We start from the raw sequence: 11,992 nt of genomic DNA, 5'->3' as shown, positions 1-11,992 counted from the left end.
AAACAAGAAGCTTTTGAATTAAAAAACCTCTTGTTTAATTCCTTTATTTTATTATTTCTTGTACAGAGCCACAACTAAGCATTTTGTTTCCGTAATAAGGATTTTTTATTTCTTCTTCTTTGCTTAGCCAGTTTGCTCCTTTACCATTATTAAACATTGGGCAGAACATTAAATAAGTTGAGGAAGATTTTTTTGAAACTTTTAGCAACTCATAGATTCTTTTTGAAAGTGTAGTAAAATGATCTCTTTGATGCCCGGTATCTTTAGTTTCGCTAATATGTTGCGCATCTTCTTTAAGTTCATTCATTACTTTCATCCAAACGTTATGCTCTTCTGTACTTAATTCTTCCATTTTTACTTCAGAAATAAGTTTTGTCATTGCTTTTGCACTTTCCGATGTTAAGCTTCCATTGGTAGCAACTAGAGCATCTTTTATTTTGAAATAAACATCAAAAATAGGTTGCAGTTGGTTTTTTTGAATAGTTGTTTCTTTGGCTGATGCTGTATTGGCGTGAGTTTCATGTTCATTATGATTGTCATTTTTAGTGTTAACAACAACTTCTCTCTTTTCTCTCTCGTATTGACAACATTCAGGTAGTTTAGCATAGCTTTCGGCACTAGCCAAATACTTTTCGTTGTCATAACCAGCAATTGCTATTCTTTTTAAAACAGCATCAATATTTGTTTTTTTTGAATTAAAGGTAATTTCAGCTTCTTTAGTGTCTTTATTCCAATTTACTTTTGCTATTTTTTTTATATTTCCAGCGTTTTCAATTGTTTTTTTGCACATTTCACAGTTTCCGCTAATTTTTACGGTTTGTTTTTTTGCATTTTGAATTTGTGCTTCACATGCAGTAATTGACAGCATTATAAATGCCATCAATAAATATTTTAATGATTTCATAAATTTATTTTTAAGTATTAATTGCCAATTACCTTTTCAAAAGATAATATGACGTAAAATAGTATTACTAATTTAGTAAATAACTGATTTGTAAAGAATTAATAAGTAAGAATTAATTTATTTTAGGAGGAGACCAAATTGAAATAGAAGGGTTTTCTATTACTGATAAAGTATTTTTAAAATTATCATGATTTACTTGTGGAGTATTCAAGTTGAATTCAAAAGTTAAAATTCTATTTATAAATGAAGTGCAATTGCTTGTTGGACATTGGCAATTTGTGTTTTTGCACTTTTTTGAACATCCTTTATTTTTTTCAGAAGTTTTTTTACAGCAATTTTTCAGTTGTTTTTTTGAAGAAATTTCACTTTTATTTTTTTCAATGGCAGAACCACAAGCAAGAACGCTTGAAGGAAATAAAAACATTCCTAGAAAAAATAATATGATGAATTTTTTTATCAAAATAAAGATTTGATGATAAAAGTAAGAAAAGATTAATTTGTAATATTTCTTTTTAAGATATATTTATCATAAACCTTCCAGTAAATCCGGTCTTCTGTTTTTTGTGTGCTCATAAGCTTTATCTTCACGCCATTTTTCAATGTTGGCAAAGTGTCCGCTTAACAACACATCCGGTACTTTCATGCCTTTATATTCGGCCGGTCGCGTATAGATTGGCGGTGAAAGTAAATTATCCTGAAAACTATCTGTTAAAGCTGATGTTTCATCGCTTAAAACACCTGGAATCAATCTAATTATCGCATCGCAGAATACTATAGCTCCAATTTCTCCTCCTGAAAGGACATAATCACCTATTGAAATTTCTTTAGTAATGTGCATGTCCCGTACGCGTTGATCCACACCTTTGTAATGTCCGCATAAAATAATGATATTTTCATACATCGACATTTTGTTGGCCATTGGTTGATTTAAAGTATCTCCGTCAGGGGTCATATAAATGATTTCGTCATAACTGCGCTCAGACTTAAGTTTGGTTATGCATTCGTCAATTGGCTGGATCATCATCACCATTCCGGCTCCGCCTCCAAACTGATAATCATCAATACTTCTGCGTTTGTCATGAGCATAGTCTCTTAAATTGTGAAAATGAACTTCTACAAGGCCTTTTTCTATAGCCCGTTTCATAATTGAACCTTCAAACGGACTTCGCAGCAGTTCAGGTAATACGGTAATAATGTCTATACGCATGACTTAAAATTTGGACAAAAATAGTTTAAAAGTTTAATTGTATAAAATTGTCAGAGTAATATAAAAAACTAAATTTGAGAAAATTTTTGTTAAAATACAATTCGGTATATGGAAATTAAAGAGACTGTAAAGTTTGGAGAAGGAATAATAAGTGGTTATGCTTCTGTTTTTTTAGGAATACTTTCTTTTTTAGGGGTTTTTTGTTTTAAATATCCTGAATGGCTTACAACTCCTGAATTTAGAAATGTCTATACAGGTGAATCAATGAAAATATTGCTGACCGCGGTAATTATTGCATCTCTTTTTTTTGCGGTTGTAAGTTTTATTAGAAGCAATAGAAAAAAATGGGCGTTGTATGGAATTGGGTTTTGTGTATTGGCTATTGTTCTTGGAGGATTTGAAGTGAGTCCAAGAAGTGTTCATACTACTGATATTCACTTAGGTTTGGATTGGCTGCTTTTGGATTTGTTTTTAATGGCTGTTTTATTTGTTCCTATTGAAATCGTTTTTCCCAAACGTAAAAATCAACGGACTTTTCATGAGGAATGGCGTACTGACCTGGTGTATTTTGTTGTAAGTCATTTATTAGTTCAGTTTTTTGGTGTAATTACCCAACAACCTGCAAAATTGTTTTTTGGATGGATGGGATTAAGTGAGATTCAAAGTTTTGTTCAGAGTCAGCCTGTTTTACTCCAGTTATTTTTTGCTTTTTTTATTTCCGATTTATTTCAATATTGGACGCATCGTTTTTTTCATACCCATACTTTTTTATGGAGATTTCATTCAATCCATCATTCAACGGAAAATATGGATTGGCTTGCGGGCTCAAGAACACATTTCGTTGATATTTTTGTGACCAGATCAATGGCTTTTATACCGCTTTACGTTTTAGGTTTTTCAACAATTACGTTTAATATTTATGTTATTTTCATGGCCATTCATGCCGTTCTTATCCATGCAAATACACGGATAAATTTTGGAATTCTTAAATATATTTTTGCAACACCCCAATACCATCACTGGCATCATTGTAAGGATTCTGAATATTACGGAAAAAACTTTGCAACAATTTTTCCCTTTATAGACAAGATATTCGGAACGTATTACCTGCCTGATAATGTTTGGCCGGAAGATACAGGCCTGCTTGAAACTGATTTTCCGAAAGGGTATATAAAACAAGCTGTGTACCCTTTTACTAAAAGTCCGTTCGATAACGATTTGAATATGGAAGAATATTCAAAATCGAAGAGGTAAAATTACACGCCGAACTGTCTTAAATGATGGTCAAGGTGTTTCCATTGCAGTGTATCCCAATCCTGAGAAGACATTGGTCCGAAAAAAGGATGGCGGTTAGTTTTGATTACTTTAGTACCATCCTGAAATTGTTGCAGTTTCTCGATTAATTCTATTTTTGTTTTATCAAAATCATAGTTCTCTTTTCTGATGAATTCAGGAGCGGTAGGATTGTTTTTACTGAGTTCTGGTGCGTTAATGATTTTTCTTTTAATCAATCTTCCTAAAAGCTGGAATATAAAATTGGCTTTTATCTTTGAATTGCCGAGTAAAACATCAATAGGGGCAATGCAGTGTGAAAGCATTTGGCTGACTGTCATCTTTCCCCATTGCCTTTCTGAATCCGGGGTTAATTTGTTAATTCTGTCAATAATTTTTTGATTGTCGGTTGGGTTAAAAATGCTTGGCATAGTTTATTTTTTAGTAGCGGTTAAAGAAAATACCATTGGAATTTTGTTTTCCAAATGTTTGATTCTGAATTTGCCTTTTTCAAATTCTTCGGTTTTATTAAAGCAGTTATAAGGCGAATAGTCATATTCGTCAAAGGAGTTTATTTCCAGCCCGTTCTGAATTAAAGTATTTAAAACTTCACTAGTTGGATGATTCCATGTTATGGTTTTGGTTTCAATAGAAGCTTTTTTATCAGCATAAGTCCCCGTTTCTTCTTCAATAATAGGTGCTGCATTGAAATAATTATAATTGACTTCTTTGAAATCGTTGTCAAACATCCAAACTACCGGATGAAACTCCACAAAAACAAATTTTCCCTGAGGTTTTAAAAAATGCGAAACAACTTTTGCCCATTTGTTTAAATCAGGCAGCCATCCAATGGTTCCATAGCTTGTAAAAACAATGTCAAACCTGTCTTTAAGATGATTGGGTAAATCGTAAATGTCACAACAGATAAAATCTGCATCAAGATTTAATAAGGTGCTGAATTCTCTTGCTTTTGCAATGGCTTTGTCTGATAAGTCGGCGCCGGTTGCATGAGCGCCCATTCGGGCAAAAGAAAGAGTGTCCTGACCAAAATGGCACTGCAGATGCAATATTTTTTTGCCTGAAATATCTCCCAAAAGACTAAGCTCAATATCTTTTAGAGATGATTTTCCGTTTAAGAAATCTTCATTGGCATAGAACTCTGAAGTGACGTGGACTTCGGTTTTTTCGTTCCATGTTTTTTTGTTGATTTCCAAATAATTTAAGTTGCTCATTATAGTTTTAATTCCATTTGAATATCGGCTCTTGCATAATCAGTTGTTCCCATAGGAACTTCAATAAAATTGAATTTTTTGTACAAATTAATTGCAGGGGCAAGTTTTTTATTAGACAACAGAAATATTTTTTCGGCTTGATTTTTTTTCGCAAAATCAATACAGGCTTCCATTAATAAATTACTCAGTTTCATTCCCTGAAATTTTTTATCAACAGCCATTTTAGCCAACTCAAATGTTTTATCATCAACTTTTATCATGGCAACTGTTCCGGCAATTTCATTGTTTACCAGACAAAAGAAGATTTCGCCTTCTTTTTTAATAATATCGTTTTCAATGTTGCTGAAAGTTTCCAGATCATGAGGCTCTACATAAAAATATTCTTCCAGCCAGGCCTTGTTTAATCTGATGAAGTCATTTTTGTATTGCGGATTGTATCCAATTATTTTAATCTCCATTTGAATATAAAATCGTAATTTTGTCACTCAAATTTAATTATAATTACGATGCAAGACGGTATTTACGCAAAATTTAATACTTCAAAAGGGTCGATTTTAGTAAAATTAACTCACGATTTAACACCAGGTACAGTAGGAAACTTCGTAGGTTTAGCTGAAGGGAATTTAGAAAATTCGGTAAAGCCACAAGGACAAAAATATTATGACGGATTAAAGTTTCACAGAGTTATTCCTGATTTCATGATTCAAGGAGGGTGTCCTCTTGGAACCGGAACCGGTGATGCAGGATATAAATTTGATGACGAATTCCATCCTACATTACGTCATGACGGACCAGGAGTATTGTCTATGGCTAATGCTGGTCCGGGTACAAACGGATCACAGTTTTTTATTACTCATGTTGCTACACCATGGTTGGACGGTAAACATACAGTTTTTGGACATGTGGTTGAAGGACAGGATATTGTTGATGCTGTAGCTCAAGGTGATGATTTGGAAAGTGTTGAGATTATCAGAGTAGGTGCAGAAGCTGAAAAATGGAATGCTATTGAAGCTTTCCGTACTTTTGAAGGAGCCCGTGAAAAAAGAGTTGAAGAGGCAAAACGTCAGGCTGAGGAAGCTATGGAAAAATTAGCTGCTGGTTTTGAAAAAACTGAAAGTGGTTTGCGTTATAAAATCATCCAAAAAGGTGAAGGTAAAAAAGCTGAAAAAGGAAAAACGGTTTCTGTACATTATCAAGGTTCATTGGAAAACGGTCAGGTTTTTGATTCATCTTACAAGAGAAAACAACCAATTGAATTTCCTTTAGGAAAAGGTTATGTTATTGAAGGCTGGGATGAAGGAATCGCGTTGTTACAAGTGGGGGATAAAGCCCGTTTTGTAATACCTTCTTTTTTAGGATATGGAGACAGAGGTGCTGGAGGTGTTATTCCACCTAACGCAACTTTAATTTTTGATGTTGAGTTAATGGATGTTAAGTAATCTATTCTTATAAAGTTTTTTAAAAGCTGCCGTTTGGCAGCTTTTTTTATTTGAAATTAGTGTTAAATTTTACGTAATAAAAATCTTACAATAATAAAAATTTATAATTTTATGAAGTCAAATATTTGCAAATAGACAGACATTACATTTTAAAAAATTTAAACAAAAGAATCATGAAAAAAAATGAAAATGCAAAAAAACCATTTTTTGCTAATTTCCTGGAAAATCAAATTTCAAAAGACGAGCAAAACGCAGTCCAAGGAGGTATTACAACTGTATTGAAAGACAATGCACAAACAATGAAATACCCTTCGGATAGTGATGAAGCATATGAAAGCTTAATTACTAAGCCAATTTATGATGATGCTCAAACTATGAAATATCCATCAGACAGTGATGAGGATTATACTGAAATTTAATATTAATATTGAGCAATGCGTAAGCATTGCTCAACTATTTTATAAGTATGGTTTTATGCATTACACACAGTAATGATTTTTACACTGTAGATATTGTTATTAATAGATTAAAAGAGTCGGGAATTAAAGTTTTGCGTTTTAACTCTGATGATTTTTCGTATAAGATTAATTTTGAATACCATAAGCATTCGGAAAATCAAGTTTTAAAGCTAATTACTCCTGATTTTGAAATAACTTCTGATGAAATTCAGGCCGTTTGGTACAGAAAATTATGGAACGTTGCAGTTCCTGAAAATCTTGAAGATGATTATAAAAAAATATACAATCAGGAATATTTAACCATGAGAAGTATATTTTTTGACTCCTTAAAAAATGTTCCCTGGATTAATCCAATAGATATTGATCATAAAATATCAGATAACAAATTTGAACAGTTAAAATTAGCCTCTCAATCCGGATTATCAGTTCCGAAGAGCCTCTTTACGAATAATTCACAATCGGTTAAAGATTTTTTTTATACCGAATGCAATCAGCAGATGATTGCTAAACTTCACGGAGCTTTATCCAGAAGTATGTCTGGAAACACTCCTTTTTTTCCTACAACAATAATTCAGGAAGCCGATTTGGAGAATCTGGATTCTTTAATTTACTGTCCGATGATATTTCAGGAAAAAATTGAAAAACAGTATGAGCTGCGGGTAATTTATGTAGATGGGGAATTTTTTACCGGAAAAATAAATGCAGCAGATTCAGTTGCCGGTTCAACTGACTGGAGGGCAGCTGTTGACACCCGCCCTTCGTGGGAAAATTATGATTTACCTCTGGTTGTATGTGAATCAATTAAAACAATGATGAAGAAAATGAATCTTTTTTTTTGGTGCTTTGGATATAATCCGCAAAAAAAAACGGACACTATATATTTTTAGAAGTGAACCCGCAGGGAGAGTGGGGGATGCTTCAACGTGATCTTGGCTTGCCTATTGGTGAAACAATAGCCGATAAAATTGTAGGCCGGATTAAAAAGAATGATTTAAAGAATCTAAAACATAGTCTTACAACATAATGAAAAAAGTATTAATTATAACGCATTCCAAAGACAACGAATGTATTGAAGTTGTTTCAAAAAAGATAAAAGAGCAAAATGGGTTGCCAATACGGTTTAATGTTGATGAATATCCGTTGAAATACAGTATAAGTTCTTGTTATGAGGATAATGAATGGAAGGTTTATCTGGATTATCAGGGCGTGAGAGTTTCCATTCATGATGCGGAAGCTGTTTGGTACAGACGCAGTCATAACCTTGGAGCAGGTCTTTCAGAAGCTTTGGATAAAGAATTTTTAAGCAGTGTATACGGCGAAATACGTACCACTTTGTTTGGAATGCTGGAAAGTCTTAATTGTTTTCAGATCAGTAAATTCAGTCAGTATCGTAGACTGGACAGTAAAGAAGAGCAAATGAAGATTGCTTCTTATTTGGGATTAAAAATACCTGAGACATGTATTACAAATAATCCTCAGGAAGCTAAAAAATTTGTGCAACAAAGACCAAACGGTGTAATTTCCAAGATGCAGAGTTCTTTTGCCATAATGAAGGACGGAGTTGAAAATGTGGTGTTTACAAATTTGGTTACTGAGGAAGATTTAGATGATATCGATACTTTGCAATATTGTCCGATGCAGTTTCAGGAGAAATTGGAGAAAAAATTGGAATTAAGAGTGACAATTGTTGGAGATGAGGCGTTTGCATTTGCTGTTGATTCTCAAAAATCTGAAAGTGCCAAAGTAGATTGGAGAAAAGACGGAAATGCTTTAATCGCTGATTGGGTTCCTTATGAACTGCCATTGGATGTTAAAGAAAAACTGCTTCAAATGATGGACGTTTACCAAATTAATTATGGTGCAGTGGATATCATTGTTACACCTGAAGATGAGTATTATTTTCTGGAAATCAATTCGGCCGGAGAATTCTTTTGGCTGGACAGGATTATCGATGGAGCTATTTCAGCGCAACTGGCAAGTGTACTTTTAGGGAACGCCAACAGAAGATATACTCCGGTTTTGGAAGAAAATGTTTTAAGAGCATAATTGGTTTCTGATTAAAAAGATTTTTTATTTTTACCCAAACCAAAAAAACAAAATTATGTTGAAATCAAAAATCTTCATGGGGATTGCTGTAAGTGCAGTTTTATTTTCATGCTCAAAAAAAGCAGCAGCACCTAAAGTAACTGATGAAGTGAAAATGGCAGAAGAAGCAAAAGAATTACCTGTTGAAATTGCTGAAGGGAAGACACTATATGAAAATAACTGCGCAAAATGCCATAAACTATTTCCTGCCGGCAAGCATGATAAAGAGGGATGGTCTAAAACCTTGGAGAAAATGGCACCAAAAGCTAAAATAACAGATGATCAAAAAGTACTTGTTTATAATTATCTGACTTATGGTATGTAAAAATAATAGAGTGTCCTAAAAATAAAAATCAACGTTCAGTTTGTCACTCCGACAAGAGGAGGAGTCTTATAATCAGTGTTATGTGATTTCTCCTTAGATTGGAATGACACGTTTGCCGGCTTTTTGGACACTCTCTTATCTTTTTAAGAAAGTATAAACAACACTATAAGCGGAAAAACTATCCCTGCTACAGCCAGTTTCCAGCCTCTGTTTTTGAAAGAGAATTTTCCTGCGGGAATCATATATACTCCTGTGACAGCAATAAAAATTAATGATAAGCCAAAAATATCACCGTAATAAATCCACCAGTTGGAAGTGTTTTTGTGAAGTTTCATAATCTGGCTGATAAACGGAGTTTTTTTATAGCTTTCAATTTCTCCTTTTCCTGTTGCTAGATCCACTTCCACATCAGTGTTTTTACATGAAATACGCATTGCTCCGCCTTTAACTTTAAAGCGTCTGAAAGTATCGTCAATGCTTTGTTTTTTCAGGAAGTCTTTAGCAAATTCTTCAGTAATTTGATCTTCTGCCGGAAGCTGCACCTGAATCTCTTTTTTCTCTATATCATATTTTTCAGGGTGAAATGATTCTCTGTGATTCATTAATATACCTGATAATGAAAAAGAAATGATTAAGCCTAAATAAAAATACCCTAAATCGCGGTGTAAACTTCTAATGGTTTGTCGGTTCATTGTTTTTGGAATTTAAAAGTGCAAAGATAAAGAAGATGGGAAACCAACATAGCTCCCATCTTTTTTGATTTAACCCAGATTAAAATTTATATTTCAGTGTAGTCATTACTTGTCTTGGTGCAATTGGATTTACACTGTAATTTTCGTGTACTGTATAGTTTAATTCGTTTGTAATATTTGATAATCTGCATAATACTGAAAAACGTTTCCAGGTATATCCTAAGCTTGCATCGATTGTTACATAGCCTTTTACTGGTATCTCACGATCCCTGATATATAAGTTTCCTGTAGTGGTGTCTTTAGCATAATCTCTATTCCAGCCACCTATACGGTCACCAATATAATTTGCAATACTTCCTATAGAAAGCCCTTTTAAGAATCCATTTTGAATAGTATAAAAGAAACTTGTATTTGCTGTATGGGTAGGAGTTCTGGCAATTCGGTCACCTTCAACAAAGCTGCCTAAAAGACCGTTAGTGTCAGTGAAACGCATATCGTTGTAGCTGTAACCTGCGTTTATAGTCAAGCTTTCAAGAGGACGGGCAGTAAAATCTACTTCAATTCCTTTACTTTTGGTTTCACCAGATAGAACTTTCATGTTTGGATCACTGTTTTGTGTAGTTCCATCAGCTTGTACCGGGGACATTTGTACTAAATTACTGTTTTCAATCACGTATAAAGTAATATTTGCCGAAATTTTTCCTTTTAAAAATTCTGTTTTCACACCAGCTTCATATTGATCTATAATAGAAGGAGCAAGTGGTTTCTTATTTACATCATAAGTTGTAGGCGAATTTGGTGTGAATGAATTAGCATAACTTCCAAATAATGTCATTGTTTGTGTAGGTTGATAAACCAAACCAATTTTTGGTGAAATTGCTTTGTCAATTTTTTTAGCATCTTTTTTAGCGTCATTGTATTCTTCCGGTGTCATTTCTTGTGAACCGTCAGATGCCTTTTTCTCGGCATAGTTAGTTACTTGAGCCTCCTGCCATGACCAACGTACACCTGCAAGAACTTTAATTTTTTCGGTAACAGAAATTAAATCTTGTAAGTATATTCCAAATCGATTTGTGTCGGTTTTTGCAAGTTTTGTGTTTCGTGCTGTAGGAATCCCGTGTTCTTGATTATAACTTGCAGGATCGTAAATGTTTGGATTTACCGTATCGTAATTAGTAGGGGTGAAGGTGTAAGTATATGTTTTTGCAAAAGAATATTCTCCGTCGGCTCCTGTAAATAGCTGGTGTTTAATCCCCCAAGTATTGAAATTCCCTTGTAAGCTGATTTGTTCGCCAATTACTAATTCTGATTGGTTGTTTTTTCCCAACGGTCTTGCAAAATCCCCATTAGCCAAAGGCTGAATACGTTCAGTTCCAAAAGATTTTCTTGTGTAATCCTGTAAAGAGATGTTTCCATTTAATTTCCAGTTATCGTTAATACAGTGTCTGATTAAAGAAGATAAAGATGCCTGACGTGTTTGTCCGTTTGACCATTTAGCTCCTAAATAAGTATTTCTTGGTAAATCAACTATTTTTTTTCCAATGATACCTGTACCAAAATCAGGTGTCCAGTTGTCATGTAAATAATCTCCCTGTAATATAATTTCAGTTTTTTCAGTAGCTTTAAATAAAACAGAAGGATTTAGATAGTAACGTTCTCTTGTAACTACATCTCTAAAACTTTCGGCTTTTTCAAAAGAACCCACTATTCTATAAGCTACAGATGAGCTCAACGGACCATACAAATCTAAAGTTGGTTTGTAAAATGCGTTGCTTCCTGATTGCATTGATATTTCACCTCCACTTTTAAATGATGGGGTTTTTGTGACCATGTTTAAAATTCCACCTGGAGTTACATTTCCATATAACAAGGCAGAACTTCCTTTTAAAATTTCTACTTTATCCAATGATGCTACTTCAGGCATTGAACCGCTGTTGGAACGGAAACCGTTTTTAAACATGTTATTTGCCGACATGTCGTAGCCTCTGGAGAAGAAAGACTCTTGAGCGCCCCCTCTGGCAGAAGACACATAAACACCATTTGCATTTTTTACAACATCACTTAAACGTATGGATTGCTGTTGTTCAATAACTTCATTATTGATTGTTTGCAGGCTTTGCGGATTGTCCATCGGTTTTAATCCGGATCTGACTGCGGTTACAGTCTTTCTTTGTTGTTTAGCATGAATGCTGATTTCTTGAAGTGATTTTATTTTTCTTTTCTTGACTGTGTCATTTTCAGTAGTTTTTATGGTATCATTTGCTGCTAAAGCCAAATCGTTTTGTTGTGAAAATATTTCGGACTGAGTCAGAAAAATAAGTGCGGTAGTAAGGATATATTTGTACATTTATTTAGAATAATTTAAAATAACGATGCAA

At 33.7% G+C, this 11,992-nt stretch carries 15 protein-coding genes; 7 read left to right on the top strand and 8 right to left on the bottom strand.

Annotated elements, in window-relative coordinates; all coding sequences use genetic code 11:
- Positions 1 to 43: 43 nt before the first annotated feature.
- The 3 genes from EZM65_RS02945 to trmD form a co-directional block, all read right to left on the bottom strand.
- The gene (locus EZM65_RS02945) at positions 44 to 904 is read right to left on the bottom strand and encodes a DUF3347 domain-containing protein (protein ID WP_136667024.1); all 861 of its coding nucleotides are present in this window, start codon (positions 902 to 904) and stop codon (positions 44 to 46) included.
- Positions 905 to 1,016: 112 nt separating this feature from the next.
- The gene (locus EZM65_RS15435; RefSeq protein WP_169051619.1) at positions 1,017 to 1,364 is read right to left on the bottom strand and encodes a hypothetical protein; all 348 of its coding nucleotides are present in this window, start codon (positions 1,362 to 1,364) and stop codon (positions 1,017 to 1,019) included.
- Positions 1,365 to 1,430: 66 nt separating this feature from the next.
- A complete protein-coding gene (gene trmD / locus EZM65_RS02935; protein WP_136667022.1) occupies positions 1,431 to 2,111 on the bottom strand; it encodes a tRNA (guanosine(37)-N1)-methyltransferase TrmD in 681 nt (226 codons plus the stop codon).
- A gap of 108 nt (positions 2,112 to 2,219) precedes the next feature.
- Between trmD and EZM65_RS02930 the strand changes: the two genes are divergently transcribed.
- On the top strand, positions 2,220 to 3,365 hold the full coding sequence (locus EZM65_RS02930; RefSeq protein ID WP_136667021.1) for a sterol desaturase family protein: 1,146 nt from the start codon (positions 2,220 to 2,222) through the stop codon (positions 3,363 to 3,365).
- Positions 3,366 to 3,367: 2 nt separating this feature from the next.
- Here the strand turns inward: EZM65_RS02930 and EZM65_RS02925 are convergent, their stop codons facing one another.
- From EZM65_RS02925 to EZM65_RS02915, 3 genes are read right to left on the bottom strand one after another with little or no spacing between them, the layout of a single operon-like run.
- Positions 3,368 to 3,814 carry a DUF1569 domain-containing protein gene (locus tag EZM65_RS02925; protein ID WP_136667020.1) on the bottom strand — a complete coding sequence of 149 codons (447 nt, stop codon included), beginning with the start codon at positions 3,812 to 3,814 and terminating at the stop codon, positions 3,368 to 3,370.
- A gap of 3 nt (positions 3,815 to 3,817) precedes the next feature.
- Positions 3,818 to 4,615 carry a bifunctional 2-polyprenyl-6-hydroxyphenol methylase/3-demethylubiquinol 3-O-methyltransferase UbiG gene (locus EZM65_RS02920; protein WP_211196185.1) on the bottom strand — a complete coding sequence of 266 codons (798 nt, stop codon included), beginning with the start codon at positions 4,613 to 4,615 and terminating at the stop codon, positions 3,818 to 3,820.
- Positions 4,615 to 5,100 (bottom strand): GNAT family N-acetyltransferase, encoded by a 486-nt coding sequence (locus tag EZM65_RS02915; protein ID WP_248574809.1) that lies wholly within the window; start codon positions 5,098 to 5,100, stop codon positions 4,615 to 4,617. Before EZM65_RS02915 ends, EZM65_RS02920 begins: the two co-directional genes overlap by 1 nt.
- Before the next feature lie 21 nt (positions 5,101 to 5,121).
- Between EZM65_RS02915 and EZM65_RS02910 the strand changes: the two genes are divergently transcribed.
- From EZM65_RS02910 to EZM65_RS02890, 6 genes are all read left to right on the top strand, one after another.
- A complete protein-coding gene (locus EZM65_RS02910) occupies positions 5,122 to 6,054 on the top strand; it encodes a peptidylprolyl isomerase (protein ID WP_136667018.1) in 933 nt (310 codons plus the stop codon).
- A 173-nt stretch (positions 6,055 to 6,227) separates the two neighbouring features.
- Positions 6,228 to 6,473, top strand: a complete 246-nt coding sequence (locus EZM65_RS02905) for a microviridin/marinostatin family tricyclic proteinase inhibitor (protein WP_136667017.1) — start codon at positions 6,228 to 6,230, stop codon at positions 6,471 to 6,473.
- 47 nt (positions 6,474 to 6,520) lie between these two features.
- Complete coding sequence (locus EZM65_RS02900; RefSeq protein ID WP_136667016.1) at positions 6,521 to 7,399, top strand: RimK family alpha-L-glutamate ligase; 879 nt, start codon at positions 6,521 to 6,523, stop codon at positions 7,397 to 7,399.
- Positions 7,400 to 7,401: 2 nt separating this feature from the next.
- The gene (locus tag EZM65_RS15790) at positions 7,402 to 7,536 is read left to right on the top strand and encodes a hypothetical protein (RefSeq protein WP_256371329.1); all 135 of its coding nucleotides are present in this window, start codon (positions 7,402 to 7,404) and stop codon (positions 7,534 to 7,536) included.
- Entirely contained in the window at positions 7,536 to 8,558 is a 1,023-nt protein-coding gene (locus EZM65_RS02895; protein ID WP_136667015.1) for an MvdC/MvdD family ATP grasp protein, read from the top strand. The genes EZM65_RS15790 and EZM65_RS02895 overlap by 1 nt, the downstream gene beginning before the upstream one ends.
- Before the next feature lie 55 nt (positions 8,559 to 8,613).
- Positions 8,614 to 8,922 (top strand): c-type cytochrome, encoded by a 309-nt coding sequence (locus EZM65_RS02890; protein ID WP_248574808.1) that lies wholly within the window; start codon positions 8,614 to 8,616, stop codon positions 8,920 to 8,922.
- Positions 8,923 to 9,065: 143 nt separating this feature from the next.
- Here the strand turns inward: EZM65_RS02890 and EZM65_RS02885 are convergent, their stop codons facing one another.
- Positions 9,066 to 9,614, bottom strand: coding sequence for a PepSY-associated TM helix domain-containing protein (locus tag EZM65_RS02885; protein WP_136667014.1), 549 nt, complete (start codon positions 9,612 to 9,614; stop codon positions 9,066 to 9,068).
- Positions 9,615 to 9,693: 79 nt separating this feature from the next.
- A complete protein-coding gene (locus EZM65_RS02880) occupies positions 9,694 to 11,961 on the bottom strand; it encodes a TonB-dependent siderophore receptor (protein ID WP_136667013.1) in 2,268 nt (755 codons plus the stop codon).
- Positions 11,962 to 11,992: the final 31 nt, after the last annotated feature.

It is taken from the genome of Flavobacterium sp. H122, from assembly GCF_004959765.1.
GTDB lineage: Bacteria > Bacteroidota > Bacteroidia > Flavobacteriales > Flavobacteriaceae > Flavobacterium.
This window is presented reverse-complemented; position numbering and strand designations above follow the sequence as displayed.

Excerpts from the sequence above, each read along its gene's own strand:
- EZM65_RS02900 (WP_136667016.1), top strand. The coding sequence starts at position 6,521 with ATGGTTTTATGCATTACACACAGTAATGATTTTTACACTGTAGATATT.
- EZM65_RS02925 (WP_136667020.1), bottom strand. The coding sequence starts at position 3,814 with ATGCCAAGCATTTTTAACCCAACCGACAATCAAAAAATTATTGACAGA.
- EZM65_RS02895 (WP_136667015.1), top strand. The coding sequence starts at position 7,536 with ATGAAAAAAGTATTAATTATAACGCATTCCAAAGACAACGAATGTATT.
- EZM65_RS02910 (WP_136667018.1), top strand. The coding sequence starts at position 5,122 with ATGCAAGACGGTATTTACGCAAAATTTAATACTTCAAAAGGGTCGATT.
- EZM65_RS02945 (WP_136667024.1), bottom strand. The coding sequence starts at position 904 with ATGAAATCATTAAAATATTTATTGATGGCATTTATAATGCTGTCAATT.
- EZM65_RS02905 (WP_136667017.1), top strand. The coding sequence starts at position 6,228 with ATGAAAAAAAATGAAAATGCAAAAAAACCATTTTTTGCTAATTTCCTG.
- EZM65_RS02885 (WP_136667014.1), bottom strand. The coding sequence starts at position 9,614 with ATGAACCGACAAACCATTAGAAGTTTACACCGCGATTTAGGGTATTTT.
- EZM65_RS02890 (WP_248574808.1), top strand. The coding sequence starts at position 8,614 with ATGTTGAAATCAAAAATCTTCATGGGGATTGCTGTAAGTGCAGTTTTA.
- trmD (WP_136667022.1), bottom strand. The coding sequence starts at position 2,111 with ATGCGTATAGACATTATTACCGTATTACCTGAACTGCTGCGAAGTCCG.
- EZM65_RS02930 (WP_136667021.1), top strand. The coding sequence starts at position 2,220 with ATGGAAATTAAAGAGACTGTAAAGTTTGGAGAAGGAATAATAAGTGGT.
- EZM65_RS02920 (WP_211196185.1), bottom strand. The coding sequence starts at position 4,615 with ATGAGCAACTTAAATTATTTGGAAATCAACAAAAAAACATGGAACGAA.
- EZM65_RS02880 (WP_136667013.1), bottom strand. The coding sequence starts at position 11,961 with ATGTACAAATATATCCTTACTACCGCACTTATTTTTCTGACTCAGTCC.